Genomic DNA, 24047 nt, shown 5'->3' on the forward strand with positions numbered 1-24047 from the left:
ATGAAAAAAATTGTAGAGAAGAGTTTGGAAGCAGCTCTTATTAAGGCATCAACGGAATTGAGTTGTTCAGTAGCGGATTTGGACTATGAAATTGTGCAAAATCCTTCAAGTGGGTTTTTAGGCTTGGGAAAAAAAGAGGCAATTATTGTTGTGGAATCAAAACACAAAAATTTGTCAAAGCCCATCAAAGAAAAATATACAAAACAAGAGGGACAAGAGCGATTTAAATCTACACAAACCGCAAAAAGAGATTATCATTCAATAACTGAATATGCAACAGATAAAGAAGAATTTACTTCGCAGCAGCTTTGGGGAAATGAGGCACAATGGGACCTACCATCTCAAGATGATGATGCAAATGCAAGAGAAATTTGCAAAGAAATAAAGGAGCTTTTTGCACTACTTCCCTTTGAGATTGATTGCTTTGAGGTAAGAATGGAAGAGAATAATATACTTTTTGTATATATTGATGGACGCGATTGTGCATTGCTTATAGGAGAGAGAGGTTATCGTTACAAAGCACTCTCATACTTGCTTTTTAATTGGATAAATCCTAAATATGGTTATTCGCTTCGTCTTGAAATTGCAGAGTTTTTTAAGAATCAAGAAGAAATGATTGATATATATCTTAAAGATATTATAGATTCTGTTAAGATTAATGGTAAGGCTCAAACCAAAGTGCTTGATGGGATTTTGGTATATATTGCTCTTAATAAATTGCGCGAAATATTTCCTGACAAATATGTATCTGTGCGTCAAAATGACGCTAATGAAAAATACGTTATCATCAATGATTTTAGACGATAGCACTATTGTTGCTATTGCTACTCCTATAGGTGTGGGGGCGATAAGCATTGTGCGCTTAAGCGGAGAGAAAGCTTATCATATAGCTCTCGCTCTTACACACAAAGAATCTCTAAAACCTAGATACGCTCACTTGTGCCATATTTATGATGCACAACAAATGCCTATTGATGAAGCTTTGGTGATTTATTTTCCAAAACCATATAGCTATACGACGCAAGATGTATGTGAAGTGCAGTGCCACGGGGGTATTGTAAGCGCAAGAGCAATTGTGCAACTTTGTTTGAAACTAGGCGCTAGAATGGCTCAAGCAGGTGAATTTGCTAAACGTGCCTTTTTGGGTGGGCGATTAGATTTGGCACAGGTTCAAGCTGTTGCTGGGCTTATCCAGTCTCAAAGTCTTGAGGCAAATAAGATTCTTATGCGACAACTTAAAGGCGATTTAGGGACATTTGTAAATCGCACACGTGAAAATCTTCTTGAGATTCTCGCTTTTAGTGAAGTGCACATTGATTATAGCGAAGAGGTAGAAGAAAGTTATATGCGAGATATTCAGCAAAAATTAGCGTATGTTGAAAATGAATTATCGCATATTTATCACATTTCTCTTACGCGACAATCTATCATTGAGGGTTATACATTAAGCATTATTGGCAAGCCAAATGTGGGTAAAAGCTCTTTGCTCAATGCGCTTTTAAGATATGAGCGTGCGATTGTAAGTGAGATAGAGGGGACGACACGAGATACTATTGAAGAGATGCTTACTATTAAGGGTAGTTTGTTGCGTATAGTTGATACAGCAGGTATTCGTGAAAGTGATGATAAAATTGAACAAATTGGTATATTAAAAACAAAGGAAGCTCTTATGCGCAGTAATATTATTGTTGCTATTTTTGATGGTTCACGTCCATTTGATGCAGAAGATAAAGCAATTATGGAGATTCTCAAAACTCAATGCCAAGACAAATATATTCTTGTGATTATAAACAAAAGTGATTTGCCACTTCAGTGTGAAGAAGAGTTGCTTCATAATTTACTTCGCTTACATAATAAAGCCTTACTTTGCATACCCTTGCATTTGAGCACAAAATATGAGGGTGTGCAAAAAGTATTAGAATGCTTAGAAGAAGTTGTAAGCACACATAATGGAGATGAAAGTATGATTCTTACATCAAGTTATCAACTTGATTGTATTAAAAAGGCATTAGAATGTATTGTAAAAGCTCATAATGTGCTTGATATAGGGCAGTTAGAGTTGTTTTCATATCAGATACAAGATTGTATAGAATCTATTTGTAAAATTACCCACCCTTATGAAAATGCAGAGTTACTTGATAGGCTTTTTGCCACATTTTGTTTAGGCAAATAAAACCTGTGCATTTAATAGGAACATTTCAATATTTTTTATGAAGTATGACATAAGATTGCTAAGTTATAAGTTATTTTATAAATAAACTTGACATTAAATGACTAAACTTATATAATGTAGTTCATATAAAACTTAAGGAGTTTAGTATGAATTTATTTGAAAAATTAACAAACCAAATGAAAGAAACGCTTGATAGTGCAGCTTCGCTTGCCTTACATTCAAGCAATCAAGAAATTTCTCTTGCACATATATATTGGGCGCTTTTAAGTAATCATCAAAGTGTGCTCAATCAGGCTTTGAATAAAATGAATATTGATAAAACTGCGCTTGAGCTTCAAGCGCGCAGTGAAGTAGATAAACTTCCCAAAAGCTCACAGGTGCAAAAAGAGAATCTAAGTATCAGTAAAGAGCTTTCAAGTGCGCTTAATCTTGCTCAAGGCGAGGCAATTAAGAATGGTGATAGTTTTATTGCAGTAGATATGTTTTTAATCGCTAATCTTAAAGAGAGCACTTTTGTAGCTATATTTAAGCCTCTTGTGGATATTGCAGAGTTTAAAAAGACATTACTAAGTCTAAGAGGGGAGAGCAAGATAGAATCTCAAAGTGGTGATGATAATTTGGAATCTTTAAGTAAATTTGGCATTGATTTAACCCAAAAAGCATTAGAAAACACTCTTGACCCTGTTATAGGGCGCGATGATGAGATTAATGCAATGATGCAGATTCTCATACGTAAAAGTAAAAATAATCCTATTTTATTGGGAGAGCCAGGTGTGGGAAAAACTGCTGTGGTAGAGGGTTTAGCACAGCGAATTGTGGCAAAGGCTGTGCCTACAAGTTTGCAGAATAAAAAGCTCATTGCCCTTGATATGAGCGCACTTATTGCTGGAGCAAAATATCGCGGAGAGTTTGAAGAACGACTTAAAAATGTTGTTGATGAAGTGAAAAAAGCTGGAAATATTATTTTATTTATTGATGAGATTCACACTATTGTGGGTGCTGGGGCAAGTGAAGGGAGTATGGACGCAGCAAATATACTTAAACCTGCTCTTGCACGAGGGGAGCTTCACACTATTGGTGCAACTACGTTAAAGGAGTATCGCAAGTATTTTGAAAAAGATGCTGCACTTACACGGCGATTTCAGCCTATAAATGTCAATGAACCAAGCATTAATGAGGCATTACAAATTTTGCGAGGGATTAAGCCAAATTTAGAGGCGCACCATAATGTCAATATTACAGATGCTGCACTTGTAGCAGCAGCCAAGCTTTCAAGTCGATATATTACCGATAGGTTTTTGCCTGATAAGGCGATTGATTTGATTGATGAGGCAGCAGCAGAGCTGAAGATGCAAATAGAATCTGAACCCTTAGAGCTAAGCAAGATTAAAAAACACATTGCCAATCTTGAAGTTGAAAAACAAGCACTCAATATGGAAAAAACAAATGTCAATGAGGCGCGTGTGCTAGAGATTGATAAGGAATTGGAGAATTTGCGTGAGGAAAAAATGAGCTTAGAGGGCAAATTTGAGCAAGAAAAGAGCGTTTTTACGCGTATTGCTACAATAAAAGCGGAGCTTGATAGCCTAAAAAGAGAATCTGAACTTGCTAAACGAAGTGGAGATTATAACAAAGCGGCTGAAATTGATTATGGTAAAATCCCTGATATTCAGGCACAGGAAGCAGCCTTGCATAAACAATGGGAAGAAATGCAGCAAAATGGCACTTTGCTTAAAAATGCTGTTACACAAGAGAGTATTGCGGGAGTTGTTAGTCGCTGGAGTGGGATTCCAATTAAAAAAATGCTCCAAAGCCAAAAGGAGCGCATTTTAGGCATAGAATCTGAACTTGCCAAAAGTGTAGTAGGACAAGATGATGCAATAAAAGCCATTGCTAGAGCAATCAAACGCAATAAAGCCGGATTAAATGATGCCTCTCGCCCTATTGGGAGCTTTTTATTTTTAGGACCAACAGGTGTAGGTAAAACACAATGTGCAAAAACTTTAGCAGAGTTTTTATTTGATAATGCCAAATCGCTTGTGCGTATTGATATGAGTGAATATATGGAAAAACACGCTGTAAGTAGGCTTGTAGGAGCACCTCCAGGCTATGTAGGCTATGAAGAAGGTGGCGTGCTTACTGAAGCCATAAGACGTAAACCTTATAGTATTGTGCTTTTTGATGAGGTGGAAAAAGCCCACCCTGATGTGTTTAATATCCTTTTGCAAGTGCTTGATGATGGGCGATTGACTGATAGTAAGGGTGTGAGCGTGGATTTTAGCAATACGATTATTATTTTAACAAGCAATATTGCAAGTGATAAAATTATGGAGATTGGGGATAAGCAAGAGCGCCAAAAGGCTGTGAAAGAAGCACTTAAAATGTATTTTAAACCAGAATTTTTAAATCGCCTTGATGATGTAGTTGTGTTTAATCCGCTCGGACTTGCTGATATTACTCAAATTGTGGATATTATGTTTAAGTCTTTGGCTAAAAGGGCGTTGGAGAAAGGTATTAATGTTACCCTTAGTCAAGAGGCTAGAGAGCATATTGCCCAAGTAGGCTTTGATAGTGTATATGGCGCGCGTCCGCTAAAAAGGGCATTATATGAAGAGGTTGAGGATAGATTAGCAGATTTGATTTTGCGTGATGAGATTAAAGAGGGTGATAGAGTGAATTTTGCGCTTAAAAATGGCGAAATTTGCACACATATAGAAAAAGAATAGAAAATTTACACCAAAGAGTGAGAAAATGTTTCACTCTTATATGCGTGTAGATTTTAAGTTATTTGACTTTTTCAAGATATTCGCCTGTTTCTGTATTGACTTTAATCTTTTCTCCTTCAAGTACGTGGAAAGGCACTTGCACGACGGCACCTGTTTCAAGCGTAGCAGGCTTTTTGCCGCCACTGCTTGTATCTCCTTTGAAATTTGGCGCAGTCTCTGTAATGGTGAGTTCTACGACAAGGGGCACATCAACAGAAATAGCTTTTTCATTATGAAATAGAATCTGCACGTTTAGTCCATCAATAATCCATTTTGCTACATCGCCTACTTGGTCATCACTCAATGCGATTTGTTCATAAGTGGTCGTATCCATAAATTGGAACGCACCGCCATCGTGATAGAGGAATTGCATTGTTTTTTCTTGAAGATTTGGCTCTTCACATTTATCGCCTGCGTGAAAAGTTTTTTCAATGACTTTACCATCAAGGAATGATTTGATTTTTGCTCGCACAAATGCTGCGCCTTTACCGGGTTTGACGTGTTGATATTCGGTAATTCTATATGGAATCCCATCAATTTCAATTTTTAATCCTTTTTTGAGTTCACTCATTCCAATTGCCATATACGCTCCTTAAATAATATAGGGAATTTCAAGGCTTTATTATATCATAAACTCCTAGATTAAAGCACTACCTTATGGCATAAATATTTAAATTTTTTCAAAAAATCTATCACAGCCAAGTTGTATAATTTCTCTAAAGCCACGTACAGTTAAAAATTCATAAATACCAGCATCTTGAGGATAATTATCTTCTATACCGCTAAGATTAATGTTGTATCGTGAAAAATCAATAGATGCTAAAATGCTTATCCCCTCCCTATATATCTTTTTTTGCTAAACTTAATTTTAAACGTGCTAACTTTGCTTTTATAAAGTTTGTCATAAATCCTTCTTTTATGAGAATTAAATTTTCCCAGCAGAGCCTAAAATGCCCATTCTTTCCACTATTACTTTTTTCATTGCTTCCATTGCAGGTGCAAAGAACTTACGCAAGTCAAATTGAGTAGGGTCTTCTTTAGCTATGCGACGCACTTGCGCCATAAATGCTATACGCAAATCAGTATCAATATTGACTTTGTTGATACCGCCCTTGACTGCTTCTTGCAAGAATGCAAATGGCACACCTTTGCTTCCTTTTAAATCTCCACCTGTGGCTAAAAATGCTTCACGCACATAATCAGGTATAGCACTTGCGCCGTGTAAAACAAGGGGGATATTTGTTCTGCGCTTAACTTCTTGTAGCCTTGCAAAATCAAGCTTTGGCTCACCTTTAAATTTGAATGCACCGTGGCTTGTGCCAATAGCAGGGGCAAGATAATCTACTTGTGTTTGTTTGACAAACTCTTCTGCTTCATCAGGGTTAATAAGCACCGCATCTTTTTCATCAACAGAAATATTATCCTCAATGCCCATAAGTCTGCCGAGCTCTGCTTCTACACTTACCCCTTTGTTGTGAGCCATTTGCACGACTTCTTTTGTAATTTCTAGATTCTCTTTGAAAGAGTGATGAGAAGCATCAATCATTACAGAGGTAAAACCAGCTTCAACTGCCTTCCGACAAGATTCTAAACTTGTGCCGTGGTCAAGATTGAGCGCCACAGGGATATGAGGATAGCGATTTGATAGAATCTTAACCATTCCAACCGCCATATCAATGCCCATATATTTAATTGCGCCCTCACTTGTTTGAACGATGATAGGTGATTTTGCTTCATTTGCTGCAAGAAAAATAGCATTAAGCATTTCAAAATTGACAAAATTAAATGCACCTACCCCATAACCTTCCTTATGTGCTTTGAGTAATATTTCACTACCTGAAACGAGCATAGCCCCTCCTTTCTTGATTTTAAATGATTTATTTTGTAATTTTGATTTTAGCTTTAGTGCGTAAAGCCTGAATCTTTTGCATCATACCACCTTGAATACTTTGCATTTTGATGCTATTTTCAATAATTTTTTTAGCATCTTTATAAGGAATGACCTTAGGCTCACTCTTGCGTTCAAGATAGATAATATGATAGCCAAACTGCGTAAGAACAGGCTCTTTTGTGTAAGTGCCCGGTTTTAAGTCAAAAGCAGCTTTAGAAAACATAGGATCCATACCCGCACGTTTAAATACGCCTAAATCCCCACCATTTTTTTGTTGTTTTGAAGCTGGGTCAATCGATTTTGCATTTGCAAGTTCTATGAATTTCGCTTCCGCCTTTGCTTTACCTACTTTATCAAGCTCTTTGATAATTTCTTTTGCTTCAGATTCTGATTTTACAAGAATATGTCGTGCTTTACCTTCTTGGTCAATAAATTCTCCTTCATTTTCTTGGTAAATTTTACGAAGTTGAGCATCATTCATTGTAGGGACTTGCGTGCTGTTGGCTTGTTTTTTTGTCCATAAATCAATAAGGAGATTATCTTTAATGCTATTAATGGTATCAGTATATTCCTTAGAAGTATCTAGTTTTTCTTGTTTAGCAGCTTTAAGAATAAGTTGCCTATTTATAAGCTCATTAATGAGCATTTCTTTTTCTTGGTCAGAAAGTTTATTATAGTTGAAGTTTGGGATACTTTGTTTGAGAATTTCCATATCTTTGTCTGTAATTGCTACACCATCAACCGTTGCGTAGGTTTTGGCTTGAAGAGATACGCACACAAGAGAGAAAAGTATTGTGGCGAGAAGTTGCTGTTTCATAATATTGCTCCATAATTAAGATTGTGCGATTGTATCAAATAAAGCTAAATATATTGTAAGCTAAGCACTTCCTATATCATAATGAGGAAGTATTAAGTTTCTGCGCAAGACTACGGGCAAAATCAATGCAAGAGCTAATAGTTGGGATAGGGCTGATATATGCGTTTATGCCTTCCTCAAAGTGGGCAAAAGTGCTTCGCCCAATAGCTACTGCCACATAATGTGAATCCCAACCAAAATTTGTTATAAAACTTTCATATGCACTCGGTGCGCTAAAAATAAGCACACTTTTGGGTTTAGGCTTAAGAGAAGGGGGTAAAATTTGAGAATGATTAATATAAGCAATTGCTTCTTGAAGGGGAATATTCGCATTTTTGAGTAGAGAATCTAGCCCAGATATAATCTTTTGAGCGCGAAGATAAAGTGGTGTGCGCCCTTGCAAAAGCGGGATAATTTCTTTAGCAAACTCTTTTCCGTGAGCCTTTTTGCCAACAAAAGCAATAGAGGCATTTTCCTTGTGCAATAATGCAGCGCTTGAGGGACTAATAACAAAGCTTGGAATCTCTCGCCAATGTGCAAGATTGGGATTGTATGAAATGGATTTGGGCGAGGCAGATTCTATAAGAGAAGTTATCGCATAAGAGGAAGTAAAAATAAGCGCATCAATACCTTTTAGGGTATGTGTAATAGGGATAGATTCTATAACATTGCTTATAAGGCTTTTAACACCTTGATGAGTACGCGTCCCAACAAGAACTACCTCATAGATAGCATCTGCCTTTTGCATATCTTTATCATTTAACTTAGAATCTGTCATATTATCTCTATATACCTGTTTTTCTCAAAGTATTCCAAAAATACAAGCCTATGCCACCACTTAAAATAAGGATAATGCCAAGTATAAGGCTAATGAGTGTGGCTAATATTTCAGGAAAGAGCACAAAAAGCACCCCAAATAAAATATAGAATCCTCCTATAAATGTGATGCTTGTATTTGTGTTTGAATATACAATACGTGAGAGTTTCCACGCGTGAATAAGCCATAAAGCACCCTTAAGGATAAGCCATAAAGCAATAAAGAGTGGCACGAAATTTTGCGTGATTTCCTCACCTCCAAAAAGTAAGACTAAGCCAAAAGCGCACGAAATCACACCATCAAGAAGCATCATCATATAACGTGATGTAAAGAAATAAAAAATGCCGCCAACACCACTAATAAACATAATAAATCCAACAAAATAGGCAAGAAAGGTCATTGTGTGAAGAGGGTTGGCAATACATATGATTCCTAAAACAATCAGAGCCAAACTCAATATAAACCATAAAATACGATTAGAGCGCATATTTTTCCTTTGTTTAAGATGAATTATTTTTTGAAATACTTAGAGCTAAACCAATTGCAATGCAATTTGCAATGAGTGAGCTGCCACCATAGCTAAGAAATGGCACAGCTATACCTTTTACAGGCGTTATACCCGAAATGCCAAAGGCATTAATAATAAATGAAAAACCAATTAAAAGCCCCACACCTATGCAAAAAAGATAATACATTTTATTTTGTGCACGATTAGCAATGCGAAAGAGTCTTAATAAAATATAACCAAATAAACACACAAGAGCAAAAAGTCCTATAAATCCTAATTCTTCGGCAATGCCTGCAAGAATAATATCTGTATGCACATCACTTAAGAATCCAAGTTTGATAAAACCCTCACCTAACCCAGCACCAAAAAAGCCACCGCTTGACATAGCATTAGTGGCGTGATAAATTTGATAAGGTTCGGGTAAGCCGCTTATGCGGAGATTTTCAGCCCAGCCATAGGGTAAAAGTGCTAATACAGAATCTTGTGCGCTTGCCCACCACGATTTGATGCGCAAGATTCTATGTGGGCTTGTAATAATAGCTACAAATGTAGTGCTTATTGTGCCAAGAAATATGACACCAAGTAATCGCAAACTTCCGCCTGCAAAAACAAGCATTACTCCAAGAGTGAGCGCAAGTAGCACAACTTGCCCCAAGTCATTTTGTAATACGGCAATTAGCACAACTGCTACGATAAATAGCGCAAGATAGGGGATAAATATTTTGATTTCATCTTTGATAGAAAGTCGCACATTGCTGACAAATTTGCGCGAAAAGCTCCACGCAAGAAAATAAACAAAACCAATTTTAAAGAGTTCAGAAGGTGCAATAGAGATAAATGGCAGTCTAATCCAACGCTTTGCTCCACCTGCAGAGCTTACAAAGCTTTGAGGAAGAAAATGCATACCTACCATAAGAATGATAGAAACGATAAAGATTGTTACACCTATGTGCTTGAAATGTGTATTGCAATCAATGCGTGAGAGTAACCACATCAGTCCTATTCCAATTATAGCAGCGATAAATTGACGCAATAGAAAATGAAAATGTTCATAATTATAAAGACTTGTGATATATGTTGCCAATGAGTAGGACATTACCACACCGATGCAAATAAGGAGTGTAACTGCATAAAAAAGCTTAGAATCTGCCATAAAACTCACTCTTATCAAAATAAAATTTAGATTTTAACAAAACATTATGAAAATGTAAAATTAAGAAATTACATAGCACTTTGTATGTAAAGCTTAAGGAGGGATAAAGGTGTAGCCTATGGACAAATACCTGTGAGTGTGCTACAATCACAGCTTTAATATTCTAAGATTCTTTAAATTTAAGGTAAGCAATGAAGGCTCTAATTGTGCCACAAGAATATATACGTAATTTTTCCATTATTGCTCATATTGACCACGGCAAATCCACACTCGCAGATAGACTTATTCAAGAATGTGGGGCGGTAAGTGAGCGTGAAATGACTGCGCAAATTATGGATACGATGGATATTGAAAAAGAGCGAGGTATTACCATTAAGGCGCAATCTGTTCGGTTGAATTATCCATACAAGGGGCAAACTTATACACTTAACCTCATTGATACGCCGGGGCACGTGGATTTTAGCTATGAGGTTTCACGCTCTCTTAGCTCGTGTGAGGGCGCACTTCTTGTAGTAGATGCAAGTCAGGGTGTAGAGGCTCAAACCATAGCGAATGTATATATTGCTATGGAAAATAATCTTGAAATTTTACCTGTGATAAATAAAATTGATTTGCCTGCAGCTGACCCATTGCGTGTAGCAGAAGATATAGAATCTACCATTGGGCTTGATTGCACAGATGTGCTTCAAGTAAGTGCTAAAAGTGGTGAGGGCATTAAAAATCTTCTTGAGCGTATTATAGAGTGTATTCCTGCTCCGAGTGGTGATGAAAATGCTCCTACAAAGGCACTTATTTATGATAGTTGGTTTGATAATTATTTGGGAGCGTTAGCATTAGTGCGACTTGTAAATGGAACATTGCGTGTGGGACAAGAAGTGCAAGTGATGAGTAGTGGTAAGAAATATGAGGTGCTTGCGCTGTATTATCCTCACCCTGTGCAGAAGATTCTCACGCAAACGATTGGCTGCGGCGAGATAGGCATTATCTCTCTTGGGCTTAAATCTGTAACAGAAATGGCAGTAGGAGATACAATCACAGATTCTAAGAATCCCACAAAAGCACCTGTTGAAGGATTTCGTCCAGCTAAACCTTTCGTATTTGCAGGGATTTATCCTATTGAAACAGATAAATTTGAAGAATTGCGCGAAGCACTCCATAAGCTTAAGCTCAATGATTCTGCGCTTAGTTTTGAGCCAGAGACAAGTGTGGCTTTGGGATTTGGGTTTCGCGTGGGATTTTTGGGATTACTGCATATGGAAGTAGTTAAAGAGCGATTAGAAAGGGAATTTTCACTCAATCTTATTGCTACTGCGCCAACGGTGGTATATGAAGTTTATATGACTGATGGTTCAAAAGTTCTTGTGCAAAATCCTAGCGAATTGCCAGAAGTGCAAAAGATAGAATCCATTTATGAACCTTATGTGAGGGCAAGTATTATCACGCCGAGTGAATATGTTGGAAATATTATTACGTTGCTTTCAAATCGCCGAGGTGTGCAAGAAAAAATGGAATACCTTAATCAATCACGCGTTATGCTGACATACGTGCTACCAAGTAATGAAATTGTAATGGATTTTTATGATAAGCTTAAATCCTGCACAAAAGGCTATGCGAGCTTTGATTATGAACCTATAGAATATCGTCAAGGAGATTTAGTGCGACTTGATATACGCGTAGCGGGGGAAATAGTTGATGCACTTTCAATCATTGTAGATAAATCAAAAAGCTATGAAAAGGGCAGAGCATTAGTAGAATCTATGAAAGAAATTGTCCCTAGACAGCTTTTTGAAGTAGCTATTCAAGCAAGTGTAGGCAATAAAGTCATTGCGCGCGAGAATATAAAGTCTATGGGCAAAAATGTAACTGCAAAATGCTATGGTGGTGATATAACTCGTAAGAGAAAACTTTTAGAAAAACAAAAAGAAGGAAAGAAACGTATGAAAGCTATTGGGAAAGTAGAGTTACCTCAAGAAGCATTCCTTGCTATACTCAAGATTGACGGATAACAAAATTTGTTAAAATTTGCTACAATCTTATATTTTAATTTGTATTTGGAGAAATAATGAAAGGCATTATATTAGCGGGTGGAAGTGGAACAAGATTGTATCCTACTACTTTGATGCTCTCAAAGCAGCTTTTGCCTATTTATGATAAACCAATGATTTATTACCCGCTTTCTGTGTTAATGCTTGCGCAAATTCGTGAGGTTTTAATTATCTCTACCCCCAAAGATACGCCGAGATTCCAAGAGATTTTTGGAAATGGCGAGTGGCTAGGTATGCGGATTGAATACTGCGTGCAAGAATCTCCCGATGGCTTAGCGCAGGGATTAATTCTAGCGCAAGATTTTGTAGGCAGTGATGCAATAGCCTTAATCTTAGGAGATAATATTTTTTATGGGCAAGGGTTTTCGGAAATGCTTTTAGAGGCAAAAGAGGAAGCTAACAAAGGCAAAGCAACTATATTTTCTTATCGTGTTAAAGATCCAGAACGTTTTGGTGTAGTAGAAATGGACGCCAATGGAGCGGTTGTGAGTTTAGAAGAAAAGCCTTGCAAGCCAAAGAGCAATCTTGCTGCGACAGGATTATATTTTTATGATAATACTGCCATAGAGATAGCAAAATCGCTTAAACCAAGCCCACGAGGGGAATTAGAAATTACTGATGTCAATATTGCTTATCTTAAAGCGGGCAAACTTCGTTCTCAAAGTTTAGGGCGCGGCTTCGCGTGGCTTGATACGGGCACGCACGATAGTCTTGTGGAAGCTTCAAGTTTTGTACAAACTATTGAATTAAGACAAGGCTATAAAATCGCGTGTTTAGAGGAAATTGCCTACCACAATGGCTGGATAGATAAAGGGCAGCTTTTACAAAGGGCTGAAAGCTTAAGTAAAAGTGGCTATGGGCAGTATCTTCGCCAACTTTTAGAGGAAAAATAATGAAAAATCTCCTTATCACAGGTGGAGCAGGGTTTATCGGGAGTAATTTTATTCTCTATTTTTTGCATAAATACCCGCAGTATCGCCTTATCAATGTGGATTCTTTAACTTATGCAGGAGATTTGCGCAATCTCCAAGGTGCAGAGAATACGCCAAATTATGAGTTTAGACAAGGCGATATTTGCGATAAAGACTTTATTAAGGAACTTTTTGCGCATTATGATATTGAGGGTGTGATTCATTTTGCCGCAGAATCTCACGTGGATAATTCTATAAAAAATCCAAGTGCCTTTGTAGAAACAAATGTCAATGGCACTTTTAATTTACTGCATAATGCGTATTTAAACTGGTTTGATGCGCCAAGTCGCCCTAAGACAAACAAAGAGCATTGTATTTTTCATCATATTAGCACTGATGAGGTATTTGGCTCATTAGGAGAAAGCGGATATTTTAGTGAATCCACGCCTTATGCGCCCAATTCGCCTTATTCTGCTTCAAAAGCTTCAAGCGATATGTTGGTTAGGAGTTATCATCATACCTATGGGTTGAAAACTTTTATCACAAATTGTTCTAACAACTATGGACCAAAGCAGCACGATGAAAAGCTTATTCCTACGATTATCCGTAATGCTTTGGCTGGCAGTGAGATTCCTATTTATGGTGATGGACAAAATATCCGTGATTGGCTTTTTGTGCAAGATCATTGCAAAGCGATTGATAAGGTGTTTCATTCCTCTTATTTTGGGCAGAGTTTTAATATCGGTGGAGAAAATGAGCAAAGCAATATAGAGCTTGCACAAATTATTTGTGAGATGTTGGATAAAAAATGCCCCAAAGAGCGCAGTTACAAAGAGCAAATTACATTTGTCCAAGATAGAGCAGGACACGATAGACGATATGCGATAGATTCTAGTAAAATGATGCGTTTATTTGGGTTTAAACCAAGTGATTTTTATACTAATCTTTCTCAAACAATAGATTTTTATATTCATAAATATACTTCAATTCCTCTTGCGGGGGGGGGGGTTAATAAACTCTTAATTCTTACTTTTTTGCCTCTTTTATTGCTTTTTATGCACTCCTTTATCTTACAAAAAAGGGAGTTTAGATGAAAGTAAATCACTTCAATTCACACGAAAAAATTTTGCGTTATACCGACAAGATTGATTATTTTATGAATGCGCATAAAACACTTGTTGTTACAGAGTTAGATTTGACAAATAAATGTAATCACCGCTGTCCGGGCTGCTGTGGGCATAATGAAAACAATGCAGAGTTAAGCAAGGAGCAAATTGATGTGATTATTGCAGGACTAAAAAGTCTTGAGAATAAGGGCGTGATTCTATCTGGCGGAGGCGAGCCGACTCTAAGCCCACATTTTAGTTATGCGATAGAGGAGATAAAACGCGCAGGAATGAATATCGGGTGCAATTCTAATGGTGGATTGCTTGATGAGCAAAAGTGTCGTGTGATTGCACAGAATTTGGAGTATTTTAGAATCTCCCTTGATGCAGGAAGTGTAGCGATGTATGAAAAAATACACGGAATGAAACCTCATCATTTCGCTAAAACTTTAGAGAATATTGAGATGTTTGCAAGGATAAAAACACAAATGGATTCTAAAATTAGCTTTGGGATAGGATTTTTAACAAGCCAAGAGACGCGAGAGGATATGGAAAGCTTTGTGAAGCTTATAAAAGATATTACCAAAAGACAAAAAGGCATTGATTTTGTGCAGTTTCGCCCATTTACCGGCGATACTTTTGATATTGCCCCAATCCTTTTGGAACTGCAAAATAAATATGAAGAAGCGGATTTTAAAATCCTAGCAAGTTATCAAAAATATAATCAAATGCACAATGCGGCTAATCGTGGCTATGAGAAATGCCACGGAATGTTTTTTAGCACTTGTATCAGTGCGGATTTCAAAGTTTGGGCTTGTCTGCACTTCCGTCAAAGCCCTGCACATTTGCTCGGAGATTTAAGAGAGCAGAGTTTGGAGGAGATTTGGCGAGGAAGCAGGATAAGAGAAGTGTATGAGAGTATTGATTGTAAGAGCTGCCCAATTTTATGCCGAAATGATAATTTTAATAAAACTTTAAATAAACTCCAGCTTGAAGTAATTAACAGCGAATTTTTATAGAATCTTAAGCTTAGATTCTATAATTTTATGCCACAAAAGTTTAAGGGGAAAAAATGAGTATTGCTAAATTGGCACGGAGATTAAGGCTAATTGAGGATAAAATTTGCCTAAGGAGACATAAATGATAAAAGCTTGTAAAAAATACATAAAAACATTTAAAACGCATTTCAAAAAGTCAAAAAATGCCAAAAAGATAGAAGCAGATAAACAAAGGCTACTAGCACTTTATGAGGAGTATAAATATGTTTGGGAGTAGGAGTTTTATTAGAAATGAGGCAAATGATTTGGTGTTTCTGGGTGAGTATAAAAGAAAATAAAGCTCCAAAGCGTTTATCTCAAAAAATGTCTATGATTTGCTCTTATACCCTTTTTATTATGTCTAAAAACTCTGCATAATCCCTAATATACTCACTCTCATCATAATAATCACTAGCAAGTATCATTAGTTTGCACCCATAAGAGAAGTTCCGCATTTCTCGCCACATATTTTTGCCAATATACAACCCAACATCAGGGCGATTAAGCCATACAGATTCTTTATTTTTTCCATCATCAAGCACAAACTCACACGCGCCATCTATAGCTATTACAAGTTGTTCTAGCTCTTTGTGAGCGTGGAATCCTCGCGGCAAATCTGGCGAGGTATCAAACATATAATACACTCTTTTTATAGCAAAGGGCAAGTTTTTAAGAGATTCTAAGGATACTAATTTGCCGCGTTCATCGCCTATGGTTTGGAGTGAGAGAAGTTTATAATTCATCTTGTAACCTTAAGCCACATTGAAACTTAAGGGAATAACAAGGTTTATCTTATGCCCCCCCCCCCATACTTTATGAGCATACATCATATAATCATTAATATACTCGCCTTTGTTATAAGGTGTATTGCTCATCACAAGCAACACGCAACCTTTGGAGAAATCAAACATTTCTTTCCATAGCATTTTGCCTACATACAAGCCTTGTTTTGGACTATCAAGAGTGAGGACTTTTTGGCTTTTACCATCATCAATTTTTACCTTGCAACTCCCACTTAGAGCGACAAATAAAAATTCAGAATCTGTATTAGCGTGTCTCCCTCTAACCGCGCTTGGATTAACATCAAAGATATAAAACACTCTTTTAATCTCAAAAGGGCAGTTTTTTTGGTATTCACACGCGACTAAAGAGCCTTTTTCATCGCTAAAATCAACAAAGTCTATCAATTCATAATTCATCATTTTTCCCAATTTGGATTTATCAAATCACATTATACAAAAACTTTTATGAAATTATCCGCATTTTCTCACAAGACAAAACACTTCTAGTTATATTTAAATTATTAAAATTTTATGATAATATCCCAAATACAAATTCTAAAAAGTTTGGAGCAATAAGGCAAAGATAATGAAAACTTATGCGACTATTTTGGCAAGTGGGATTGGGAGTAGATTGAGTGAATCTCTTCTAAAACAATTGAGTAAAATTGCTGGAAGGGATAGTAATGATACACCCTCTCTCTGATGTGCAAAGTAAAAATATAGGTGAGAATACAAAAATTTGGCAGTTTTGCGTAGTGCTACCAAATGCCATAATCGGCGAGAATTGCAATATTTGTTCGCATTGCTTTATTGAAAATGATGTGAAGATCGGCAATAATGTAACGATAAAATGCGGTGTGCAGGTATGGGACGGAATCACAATTGAAGATGATGTTTTTATCGGCGCAAATGTAAGCTTTACTAATGATAAATATCCCCGCTCTAAGCAATATCCTAGCACTTTTGCAAAAACGCTTATCAAAAAGGGCGCGAGTATCGGGGCGGGAGCGGTGATATTGCCCGGAATCATCATTGGCGAGCGTGCTACTATTGCCGCAGGTGCAGTTGTAACTAAAGATGTGGGCGATGACTGTACGATTATCCCTCAAATTACCTTGCGGGGGGGGGGGGGTTATAAATAATCCCTTATTTGCTACTCTTTCAAATATTAAAATAAAATCTAAAAATCCCAAAAACTCATATCAAGCTATAAATAACAGAGTAAATAACCATGGGAAGGCGATGTGATGAACACATATACCTTTCCGCTCATAGGCAAACATATTTCCCTGCGCTTAGTTTGTTTAAGTGATGCGGGTTTTATTTATTCTCTACGGAGTGATAAAAAGGCACAATTTTTAACGCAAACCACAGGTGGAATCTCATCACAAGAGCAATGGATAGCAGAGTATAAAAAACGTGAGGCTTTAGGCAAAGAGTTTTACTTTATTATCCAATCCTTAGAAGAGCAATCTTTTGGAGCGATACGAATCTATGACTTTAAAGAAGATAGTTTTTGTTGGGGAAGTTGGATTATCAAAGATGACGCACCAAGCTACACTGCCATAGAATCCGCGCTTTGCTTATATGCTTTTGGGTTTTATACACTTGGATTTGCTAATGCGCGTTTTGATGTGAGAAAGGCAAATACGCAAGTCGTAGCATTTCATAAACGATTTGGAGCAACAATTATTGCCCAAGATGCACTCAATTTTTACTTTAGTCTCTCTAAAGAGGATTTTAAGGCTATACCTAAGGCATTTGTGGCATTTCTGCCCCCACATTTATCAAATTTATCAAAAGGAGAATAAATGAAAGAAAAAATACAAAATGTGATTTTTGAAGCCTTAAGAAATCTCGCTGATGAAATACAGCACGATGAGCTTAAGACGCCTACATTAGAAACAAAAATTTATGGCATAGATGGACATTTAGATTCTTTGGCACTTGTGAGTTTTATCGCAGATTTAGAAGAAATGCTAAGTGCTTTAAATATCCATATTGTCTTAGCTGATGAAAAAACGATGAGTGCGAGAAACTCACCTTTTAAAGATGTGGCAACACTCACTTCTTATATCCTCACAAAAGTTCAAGTTAATGAATAAAGTTATTGTTATAACAGGCACTAGAAAGGGCATCGGTAAGGATTTAAGTGAATATTATTTGCAACAAGGGCATATCGTGTGCGGTTGCTCTCGTGGAAAAGGAAGTATAGAATCTCACAATTATAGGCATTTTGAGCTTGATGTGAGTGATGAAAAGGCAGTAGTAGCAATGATTAGAGAAGTAAAAAAAGAATTTGGAAAAATTGATGTTTTGCTTAATAATGCTGGCATTGCCTCTATGAATCATATTCTTACTACACCTTTTAGCACAATGCAAAATATTTTTAATACCAATGTTTTTGGGAGTTTTTTGTTTTTACGCGAAGTGGCTAAGGTAATGGTGCAAGATTCTAAAAAACACAATGCAGATTTTAAGCGCACTATGCCTTATAGGATTGTCAATTTTGCTACCATAGCAACGCCCCTAAGATTAGAGGGAGAGGCGATTTATGCTGCCTCAAAGGCGGCTTTAGTCAATCTCACGCAAGTTGTGGCAAAAGAATTAAGCGAGTTTGGTATTACGCTTAATGCTGTGGGTCCTACGCCTGTGCCAACAGATTTAATCAAAAATGTGCCAAAGGCAAAAATGGATTCTCTTTTAAATCAACAGGCTATCAAGCGATTTGGAAGCTTTGAAGATGTTTTAAATGTGATTGAATTTTTTTGTGATGAAAAAAGTCATTTTATTACAGGGCAGGTAATCTATCTAGGAGGGGTAAATGCCTGATTTTTTGCAGCGAATATCCTATTTTAAAGAAAATATTGCTTTTATTTGCGATGATAAATCTTATACCTATGCAGCTTTACTTCAAAGTATAGAATCTAAAAGACAATCCTTGCAGATACCACAAGGTAGTATTGTGGCAATAGTGGGAGATTATAGCTTTGCGCAAATCACTTATTTTTTTGCTCTTTATCGCAAAAAATGTATTATTGTGCCCATTCTTCCTAGAAATATGGATTTTGATGTGGGTGAATTTGGTATTGAATTTATATTACAAGTCCATAATGGAGCAATTAAGCGCGTAGATTCTCAAAAATATGAATTACTCCAATCTTTGAAAGATTCTAAGCAAAGCGGGTTAATTCTCTTTTCAAGTGGCAGCACAGGCAAACCAAAGGCTATCGTGCATAGTTTAGATACTTTCCTTGCAGCATATAGTGCAAAAAAAGCAAACCCTTTAAGGGTGCTAAGCGTGTATTTACCTGACCATATTGCAGGTATTGACGTGATGTGCAATACTCTAGGTGGAGGTGGGACTTTGGTAATCCCTAAGCAAAGGCAGCCACAATTTATTTTAAGTGCTCTAAAGCAATATGAGATTGAGATTTTACCCGCTTCACCGACATTGCTTAGGCTTTTGCTTTTATCAGATATAACCAAGTATGATTTAGATTCCTTAAAGTTAGTTATTTATGGTAGTGAGCCAATGAGTGAAGCACTCTTAGCATCTTTGCACCAAGCATTGCCCCATACGAACTTTAAACAAGGCTTTGGCACAAGCGAAACCAATGCAATGAAAACAAAAAATATGCAAGAGTTTTTTAAAATTGTCAATGCTTCTTATAAGATTGTCAATAATGAGCTTTTTATCAAATCCCCCACACAAGCACTTGGCTATCTTAACGCGGATAATAGTGTCTTTGATGAGCAAGGATATTTTGCTACGGGGGATTTAGTAGAAGTGAGAGAGGAAGAGGGGCAAAAGTATATAAAGATTATAGGACGAGTTAAAGAAGTCATAAATGTTGGGGGCGAAAAAGTGCTGCCTCAAGAAATAGAGGGAATATTGCTAAAAATGCCCTATATTCAAGATTGTCTTGTTTATGGAGAATCTAATGCGATTACAGGGCAAAGTGTGAGTGTAAAAGTCGTTTTAGATGCTAAAGTTTTATTTTCAAATTTAGAACTCAAAAAACAAATAAGAATCTTCTGTAAAGATAAACTTGCAGCTTTCAAAATCCCTACAAAAGTAGAAATTGTAGAATCTTTAGCAATGAGTGAGAGATTCAAAAAATTGAGAAATGTTCGTGGGGGGGGGGCGTTAAATATTTCCCTTTTTGTCATTGTTTTGGAATCTCAAGTGGATTCCAAAAATGGCACATTCACTTTTATTTGCAATACATATTCTCAAAATCGCAAAAAATCGTCTTATTCTCTATATCTAAAAATATGCACAAATCATCTCTTTGTGCCTTCTAATAATTATTATGTGCAGAGGGCAGGGTAATGAAAATAGATAATCTTTGCCCTTTTTTAGCAAAAATAGCTCAATGTGATGAGCATTTAAATGCTATTATTTATGATGGACAAAGATTTACCTATGGGGATTTATGGGCAGCATTCAAAGAGCAATTAACATTTTTAGATTCTATAAAACCTAGTGTTATAGGTATTGTAGGAGATTATGATATAGAGAGCGTGAGTTTTTTGCTCGCATGCATACAAAAAAAACATATTATTGTTCCTTTTGTGGAGCATACACCTGAAGATTCGCTCAAGTGCCAAGAAGCACAAATTGATTATCTCTATACAGGGGGAAAAATTACATCAATTCATTCTCCTGTCAAAAAACACACACTTTTAGAATCTTTATTTAGAGAGCATAAGTCGGGTTTAATTCTCTTTTCAAGCGGCAGCACAGGCAGACCGAAAACTATGGTGCATAATTTGGATAATCTCTTAAATGTCTATTTGTCTAAAAAGACCAAAAAGATGAATGTTTTACTTTTTTTGCTTTTTGATCATATTGGAGGGTTAAATACGCTTTTTAACACCCTAAGTATGAATGCGTGCGGAGTTGCTATAAAGCATCGTAAAAATATTGATTTATTATGCAAGACTTTATCAGATTATCACATATCGCTTCTTCCCGCAAGTCCAAGTTTGCTTAATCTTATGTTATTGAGCGAAGCACATAAAAAGTATGATTTGAGTGCTTTAAAAGTCATTACTTATGGGACAGAAAAAATGCCAGATTCTTTATTGAAGCGATTAAAAAGTGCTTTTCCAAAAGCGCATTTTCACCAAACTTTTGGGACAAGCGAGGTGGGAATCACACAAACAAAAACCAAAGAAAATGCTATAAAGTTGGAAAATATTGATTATAAAATCATCAATAATGAGCTTTATCTTAAATCTAAAACACAGACTTTGGGCTATCTTAACGCAGATAATAGTGTCTTTGATAATGAGGGATATTTCGCCACAGGGGATTTGGTAGAGATTATAGAATCTAATGGAGAGGAATACCTTAAAATCATTGGGAGAAGCAAAGAAGTCATAAATGTTGGGGGCGAAAAAGTGCTGCCTCAAGAAGTTGAAAACATACTTTTGGAAATGTCAGATATTAAGGATTGTCTTGTTTATGGAGAATCTAATGCGATTACAGGGCAAAGTGTGAGTGTAAAAATAGTGCTTAGTCAAACTAATGCTCTTTTAAATAATATCCAATTAAAAAAAATCATTAGAATGTATTGTAAAGATAAACTTGCAGCTTTCAAAATCCCTACAAAAGTAGAAATTGTAGAATCTTTAGCAATGAGTGAGAGATTCAAAAAACTACGACTTATCGGGGGGGGGATAATAGAGTAATATTTTTCTCTATTTGCTCTCTTAAAAGGGCAAATCTTGTGCGTGGGGAGCTTAAGCTATGTGCGTAAGATTCCCAAATAATTTCAATCATCTCAAAGTGTGTATTGCAGGCAAAAATGCGATTGCGCTTAATGCGCTTAAATTTTTGCGCTCAAAATTTGCTCACGATGAGATTTGTATAATCCCAAATCGTGATGATGTGGGCATAGACACTTGGCAACCCTCGCTTTTAAAATATGCTTTACAAACAAGTATCCCTGTCTGCACATTAGAGCAAGTACAGCAAATCCCAAATGTGCTTTTCCTCTCTTTAGAATTTGATAGACTGCTTAAAGTAGAGCAATTTGCTAGCAAGAGGCTTTATAATATCCACTTCTCCGCCTTGCCTAAATATAAGGGCGTTTATACTTCTATCACACCGATTTTAAATGGTGAGCGCACAAGCGGTGTTACTTTGCATTGTATTGATAATGGCATTGACACAGGAGATATTATCGCGCAAAGAATTTTTGAACTAGGCTTGCAAGAGAGTGCGCGGGATTTGTATTTTAAATATTTGGCGAAAGGCTTTTTATTACTTAAAGAAAATGTGGATTCTTTGCTCACAGGTGGCTTTAAGCGTACTAAGCAAGATTTTACGCAATCGTGCTATTTTTCACGCACAGAGATTGATGTGAAAAATATCAACATAAATCTTAAAAAAACAAGTTTTCAAATCCATAATCAATTAAGAGCCTTTATCTTTAGAGAATATCAGCTCCCGCGTTTAAGGGGTGTGAGGGTGGCAAAAAGCATTTTAAGCGAGGAATTTATCGGAGCAAATGTCTTTGAGGAAAGTGAGAATGAGTTTATTCTATCGGGTATTGATGGCTTTAAGATTATCGCACAAAAAGTAGATATTCTTGCGGGGGGGGGGGGTATAATCCTTTATATAAAGCCCTTCTGCTTTATACTTTTTTCAATCTTTTTTTCTACTCAAAAAATTCTTACACATTATTTTGTCTATATTTACATTTATGCACACGCACAAGCATATTTTACAAAAAGGAGCTTGTATGATAAATACGCATAATTTCCCCAAAATTGAGGGCAGATATATTAATTTACGTGAGGCGGAGGTAAGCGATTCTGCTTTTATCCTCTCTTTAAGAACGGATAAGAAAAAAGCGCAATATATTCATAAGACGCAAAATAACTTGCAAAATCAAATAGCTTATATGAATCGCTATAAGAGTTTAGAGAATGAGTGGTATTTCATCGTAGAGGATAAGCAAGGGAAGAGTCTAGGGACAAATAGCATTTATCCTACTTATAATCAATTTGTTTTAGATTCTCATTTATGTTTTTATGAGATTGGACGCTGGATTATGAGCGATGAGGCGAGTTTTTTGCAAGTTTTAGAATCTGATTTGCTCACAAAACAGGCATTTTTTGAGATTTACAAACTAGATGATAAAAATGTCTTTACAACAAATCCCAAAAATACGCGTGTCTTAAACTATCATCTTAAATTTGGTGCGCTTAAAGCGGGATTTGACGAGAAAGAGGGCTTAGAGATTTTGCTTTTAACACAGCAAGATTATCAAAAGCACAAACCAAAAATGACTTTATTATTACATAAGGAGTAAGTATGGAAAATACAATAGAAAAACGCATTTATGGGATTTTAAGCAGTGTTTTGGATATGTGTGTAGATGAAAGCACACATATTTGTATGGAAAATTGCGAACAATGGAGTTCTTTAGCACATATTGATATTGTAATGAGCGTAGAGGAAGAATTTGGAATTTGCTTTAAAGAGAGTGATTTAGCCTCTATTGTCTCTCAAGAATCACTTATTTTAAAGGTGCAAGAGATTTTATCTCATAATAAAAAGGCTCTATAATGCTTCGCTTACCTATTCATCATATTGGCATTGCGAGTGCAGATATACATAAAGAGTTAAGTATTTTTAAGAGTCTTGGATTTATCAAAGAAGATGAGTTTATAGATAAGATGCAGGGAGTTAAAGGGATATTTGTGATTCCAAGTGATAGGTCATTGCCACAATATCGCTTTGAGCTTTTAGAAAATTTGCACGAAGAGGGTCCGCTTACAAATTACCTCAAAAATAAGACAAAAATGTATCATATTGCTTATAAGAGCGAGGATATACAAAAAGATATGCAATCCCTGCTAGATAGCGGGGGGGGGGGGGGTAATATGCTCATAACGCCCATTACGAGTGCAAGTTATTTCAAAAAAATTTGCTTTGTTATGCTTAAAAACCGCTTGTTAGTGGAATTAGTAGAAGAAAAATAAGT

At 36.4% G+C, this 24047-nt stretch carries 26 protein-coding genes; 18 read left to right on the forward strand and 8 right to left on the reverse strand.

What is annotated here, in order from left to right:
• The 3 genes from LS66_RS06075 (at position 1) to LS66_RS06085 (ending at position 4899) form a co-directional block, all read left to right on the forward strand.
• Positions 1-807 (forward strand): Jag N-terminal domain-containing protein, encoded by an 807-nt coding sequence (locus LS66_RS06075; protein WP_034366421.1) that lies wholly within the window; start codon positions 1-3, stop codon positions 805-807.
• Positions 770-2173 carry a tRNA uridine-5-carboxymethylaminomethyl(34) synthesis GTPase MnmE gene (gene mnmE / locus LS66_RS06080; RefSeq protein WP_034366424.1) on the forward strand — a complete coding sequence of 468 codons (1404 nt, stop codon included), beginning with the start codon at positions 770-772 and terminating at the stop codon, positions 2171-2173. Before LS66_RS06075 ends, mnmE begins: the two co-directional genes overlap by 38 nt.
• 146 nt (positions 2174-2319) lie before the next feature.
• Positions 2320-4899, forward strand: a complete 2580-nt coding sequence (locus tag LS66_RS06085) for an ATP-dependent Clp protease ATP-binding subunit (RefSeq protein WP_011114952.1) — start codon at positions 2320-2322, stop codon at positions 4897-4899.
• Between the two features lie 58 nt (positions 4900-4957).
• Here LS66_RS06085 and efp read toward each other — a convergent pair whose 3' ends face one another.
• The 6 genes from efp to LS66_RS06115 all read right to left on the reverse strand — a co-directional run bounded on the left by efp (position 4958) and on the right by LS66_RS06115 (position 10163).
• Positions 4958-5521, reverse strand: coding sequence for an elongation factor P (gene efp / locus LS66_RS06090; RefSeq protein ID WP_011114951.1), 564 nt, complete (start codon positions 5519-5521; stop codon positions 4958-4960).
• A gap of 342 nt (positions 5522-5863) precedes the next feature.
• Positions 5864-6787 carry a class II fructose-bisphosphate aldolase gene (locus tag LS66_RS06095; RefSeq protein WP_034366426.1) on the reverse strand — a complete coding sequence of 308 codons (924 nt, stop codon included), beginning with the start codon at positions 6785-6787 and terminating at the stop codon, positions 5864-5866.
• A gap of 28 nt (positions 6788-6815) precedes the next feature.
• Positions 6816-7646, reverse strand: coding sequence for a peptidylprolyl isomerase (locus LS66_RS06100; protein ID WP_034366428.1), 831 nt, complete (start codon positions 7644-7646; stop codon positions 6816-6818).
• A 76-nt stretch (positions 7647-7722) separates the two neighbouring features.
• On the reverse strand, positions 7723-8463 hold the full coding sequence (locus LS66_RS06105) for a uroporphyrinogen-III synthase (RefSeq protein ID WP_052057360.1): 741 nt from the start codon (positions 8461-8463) through the stop codon (positions 7723-7725).
• A gap of 7 nt (positions 8464-8470) precedes the next feature.
• Positions 8471-8989, reverse strand: coding sequence for a DUF308 domain-containing protein (locus LS66_RS06110; RefSeq protein WP_011114946.1), 519 nt, complete (start codon positions 8987-8989; stop codon positions 8471-8473).
• A 13-nt stretch (positions 8990-9002) separates the two neighbouring features.
• Positions 9003-10163, reverse strand: a complete 1161-nt coding sequence (locus LS66_RS06115) for an FtsW/RodA/SpoVE family cell cycle protein (protein WP_011114945.1) — start codon at positions 10161-10163, stop codon at positions 9003-9005.
• Positions 10164-10354: 191 nt separating this feature from the next.
• On the opposite strand from LS66_RS06115, the gene lepA reads away from it, so the two are divergent.
• From lepA to LS66_RS10385, 5 genes are all read left to right on the forward strand, one after another.
• Positions 10355-12169, forward strand: a complete 1815-nt coding sequence (gene lepA / locus LS66_RS06120; protein WP_034366430.1) for a translation elongation factor 4 — start codon at positions 10355-10357, stop codon at positions 12167-12169.
• 56 nt (positions 12170-12225) lie between these two features.
• A complete protein-coding gene (gene rfbA / locus LS66_RS06125; RefSeq protein WP_034366433.1) occupies positions 12226-13101 on the forward strand; it encodes a glucose-1-phosphate thymidylyltransferase RfbA in 876 nt (291 codons plus the stop codon).
• Positions 13101-14213 carry a dTDP-glucose 4,6-dehydratase gene (gene rfbB / locus LS66_RS06130; protein WP_236096987.1) on the forward strand — a complete coding sequence of 371 codons (1113 nt, stop codon included), beginning with the start codon at positions 13101-13103 and terminating at the stop codon, positions 14211-14213. Before rfbA ends, rfbB begins: the two co-directional genes overlap by 1 nt.
• Positions 14210-15244, forward strand: coding sequence for a radical SAM protein (locus LS66_RS06135; protein ID WP_034368394.1), 1035 nt, complete (start codon positions 14210-14212; stop codon positions 15242-15244). The genes rfbB and LS66_RS06135 overlap by 4 nt, the downstream gene beginning before the upstream one ends.
• Positions 15245-15365: 121 nt before the next feature.
• Positions 15366-15500: a hypothetical protein gene (locus LS66_RS10385; RefSeq protein ID WP_264357600.1), complete on the forward strand. Its 135-nt coding sequence runs from the start codon at positions 15366-15368 to the stop codon at positions 15498-15500.
• Between the two features lie 103 nt (positions 15501-15603).
• Here LS66_RS10385 and LS66_RS06140 read toward each other — a convergent pair whose 3' ends face one another.
• Positions 15604-16005: an FdtA/QdtA family cupin domain-containing protein gene (locus tag LS66_RS06140; protein ID WP_011114940.1), complete on the reverse strand. Its 402-nt coding sequence runs from the start codon at positions 16003-16005 to the stop codon at positions 15604-15606.
• A 9-nt stretch (positions 16006-16014) separates the two neighbouring features.
• The gene (locus LS66_RS06145; RefSeq protein ID WP_236096988.1) at positions 16015-16464 is read right to left on the reverse strand and encodes an FdtA/QdtA family cupin domain-containing protein; all 450 of its coding nucleotides are present in this window, start codon (positions 16462-16464) and stop codon (positions 16015-16017) included.
• 263 nt (positions 16465-16727) lie between these two features.
• On the opposite strand from LS66_RS06145, the gene LS66_RS06150 reads away from it, so the two are divergent.
• The 10 genes from LS66_RS06150 (at position 16728) to LS66_RS06195 (ending at position 24045) form a co-directional block, all read left to right on the forward strand.
• Positions 16728-17186: an N-acetyltransferase gene (locus tag LS66_RS06150; RefSeq protein WP_138091938.1), complete on the forward strand. Its 459-nt coding sequence runs from the start codon at positions 16728-16730 to the stop codon at positions 17184-17186.
• 105 nt (positions 17187-17291) lie between these two features.
• Entirely contained in the window at positions 17292-17855 is a 564-nt protein-coding gene (locus tag LS66_RS06155; protein WP_011114937.1) for a GNAT family N-acetyltransferase, read from the forward strand.
• The gene (locus tag LS66_RS06160) at positions 17856-18149 is read left to right on the forward strand and encodes a hypothetical protein (protein WP_011114936.1); all 294 of its coding nucleotides are present in this window, start codon (positions 17856-17858) and stop codon (positions 18147-18149) included.
• Positions 18142-18876, forward strand: coding sequence for an SDR family NAD(P)-dependent oxidoreductase (locus tag LS66_RS06165; protein ID WP_011114935.1), 735 nt, complete (start codon positions 18142-18144; stop codon positions 18874-18876). The genes LS66_RS06160 and LS66_RS06165 overlap by 8 nt, the downstream gene beginning before the upstream one ends.
• A complete protein-coding gene (locus LS66_RS06170; RefSeq protein ID WP_034368310.1) occupies positions 18869-20380 on the forward strand; it encodes a class I adenylate-forming enzyme family protein in 1512 nt (503 codons plus the stop codon). The genes LS66_RS06165 and LS66_RS06170 overlap by 8 nt, the downstream gene beginning before the upstream one ends.
• Positions 20380-21744, forward strand: coding sequence for a fatty acid--CoA ligase family protein (locus LS66_RS06175; RefSeq protein WP_034368309.1), 1365 nt, complete (start codon positions 20380-20382; stop codon positions 21742-21744). The genes LS66_RS06170 and LS66_RS06175 overlap by 1 nt, the downstream gene beginning before the upstream one ends.
• A gap of 58 nt (positions 21745-21802) precedes the next feature.
• Positions 21803-22816, forward strand: a complete 1014-nt coding sequence (locus LS66_RS06180; RefSeq protein WP_138091941.1) for a formyltransferase family protein — start codon at positions 21803-21805, stop codon at positions 22814-22816.
• Entirely contained in the window at positions 22800-23372 is a 573-nt protein-coding gene (locus LS66_RS06185; RefSeq protein ID WP_011114931.1) for a hypothetical protein, read from the forward strand. Before LS66_RS06180 ends, LS66_RS06185 begins: the two co-directional genes overlap by 17 nt.
• A gap of 14 nt (positions 23373-23386) precedes the next feature.
• A complete protein-coding gene (locus LS66_RS06190; protein ID WP_034368586.1) occupies positions 23387-23629 on the forward strand; it encodes an acyl carrier protein in 243 nt (80 codons plus the stop codon).
• Positions 23629-24045 (forward strand): VOC family protein, encoded by a 417-nt coding sequence (locus LS66_RS06195; protein WP_138091944.1) that lies wholly within the window; start codon positions 23629-23631, stop codon positions 24043-24045. The genes LS66_RS06190 and LS66_RS06195 overlap by 1 nt, the downstream gene beginning before the upstream one ends.
• Positions 24046-24047: the final 2 nt, after the last annotated feature.

The sequence above is a fragment of the Helicobacter sp. MIT 03-1614 genome, from assembly GCF_000762925.2.
GTDB classification, from domain to species: domain Bacteria; phylum Campylobacterota; class Campylobacteria; order Campylobacterales; family Helicobacteraceae; genus Helicobacter_C; species Helicobacter_C hepaticus.

Bases quoted from the DNA above. Each gene is read 5' to 3' on its own strand.
- LS66_RS06155 (WP_011114937.1), top strand. From the start codon at position 17,292: ATGAACACATATACCTTTCCGCTCATAGGCAAACATATTTCCCTGCGC.
- LS66_RS06115 (WP_011114945.1), bottom strand. From the start codon at position 10,163: ATGGCAGATTCTAAGCTTTTTTATGCAGTTACACTCCTTATTTGCATC.
- LS66_RS06170 (WP_034368310.1), top strand. From the start codon at position 18,869: ATGCCTGATTTTTTGCAGCGAATATCCTATTTTAAAGAAAATATTGCT.
- mnmE (WP_034366424.1), top strand. From the start codon at position 770: ATGAAAAATACGTTATCATCAATGATTTTAGACGATAGCACTATTGTT.
- LS66_RS06175 (WP_034368309.1), top strand. From the start codon at position 20,380: ATGAAAATAGATAATCTTTGCCCTTTTTTAGCAAAAATAGCTCAATGT.
- LS66_RS06110 (WP_011114946.1), bottom strand. From the start codon at position 8,989: ATGCGCTCTAATCGTATTTTATGGTTTATATTGAGTTTGGCTCTGATT.
- LS66_RS06180 (WP_138091941.1), top strand. From the start codon at position 21,803: ATGTGCGTAAGATTCCCAAATAATTTCAATCATCTCAAAGTGTGTATT.
- LS66_RS06100 (WP_034366428.1), bottom strand. From the start codon at position 7,646: ATGAAACAGCAACTTCTCGCCACAATACTTTTCTCTCTTGTGTGCGTA.
- LS66_RS06095 (WP_034366426.1), bottom strand. From the start codon at position 6,787: ATGCTCGTTTCAGGTAGTGAAATATTACTCAAAGCACATAAGGAAGGT.
- LS66_RS06135 (WP_034368394.1), top strand. From the start codon at position 14,210: ATGAAAGTAAATCACTTCAATTCACACGAAAAAATTTTGCGTTATACC.
- LS66_RS06150 (WP_138091938.1), top strand. From the start codon at position 16,728: ATGATACACCCTCTCTCTGATGTGCAAAGTAAAAATATAGGTGAGAAT.
- LS66_RS06145 (WP_236096988.1), bottom strand. From the start codon at position 16,464: ATGATGAATTATGAATTGATAGACTTTGTTGATTTTAGCGATGAAAAA.
- LS66_RS06195 (WP_138091944.1), top strand. From the start codon at position 23,629: ATGCTTCGCTTACCTATTCATCATATTGGCATTGCGAGTGCAGATATA.
- LS66_RS06075 (WP_034366421.1), top strand. From the start codon at position 1: ATGAAAAAAATTGTAGAGAAGAGTTTGGAAGCAGCTCTTATTAAGGCA.
- efp (WP_011114951.1), bottom strand. From the start codon at position 5,521: ATGGCAATTGGAATGAGTGAACTCAAAAAAGGATTAAAAATTGAAATT.
- LS66_RS06140 (WP_011114940.1), bottom strand. From the start codon at position 16,005: ATGAATTATAAACTTCTCTCACTCCAAACCATAGGCGATGAACGCGGC.
- LS66_RS06185 (WP_011114931.1), top strand. From the start codon at position 22,800: ATGATAAATACGCATAATTTCCCCAAAATTGAGGGCAGATATATTAAT.
- rfbB (WP_236096987.1), top strand. From the start codon at position 13,101: ATGAAAAATCTCCTTATCACAGGTGGAGCAGGGTTTATCGGGAGTAAT.
- rfbA (WP_034366433.1), top strand. From the start codon at position 12,226: ATGAAAGGCATTATATTAGCGGGTGGAAGTGGAACAAGATTGTATCCT.
- LS66_RS06105 (WP_052057360.1), bottom strand. From the start codon at position 8,463: ATGACAGATTCTAAGTTAAATGATAAAGATATGCAAAAGGCAGATGCT.
- lepA (WP_034366430.1), top strand. From the start codon at position 10,355: ATGAAGGCTCTAATTGTGCCACAAGAATATATACGTAATTTTTCCATT.
- LS66_RS06165 (WP_011114935.1), top strand. From the start codon at position 18,142: ATGAATAAAGTTATTGTTATAACAGGCACTAGAAAGGGCATCGGTAAG.
- LS66_RS06085 (WP_011114952.1), top strand. From the start codon at position 2,320: ATGAATTTATTTGAAAAATTAACAAACCAAATGAAAGAAACGCTTGAT.
- LS66_RS06160 (WP_011114936.1), top strand. From the start codon at position 17,856: ATGAAAGAAAAAATACAAAATGTGATTTTTGAAGCCTTAAGAAATCTC.
- LS66_RS10385 (WP_264357600.1), top strand. From the start codon at position 15,366: ATGATAAAAGCTTGTAAAAAATACATAAAAACATTTAAAACGCATTTC.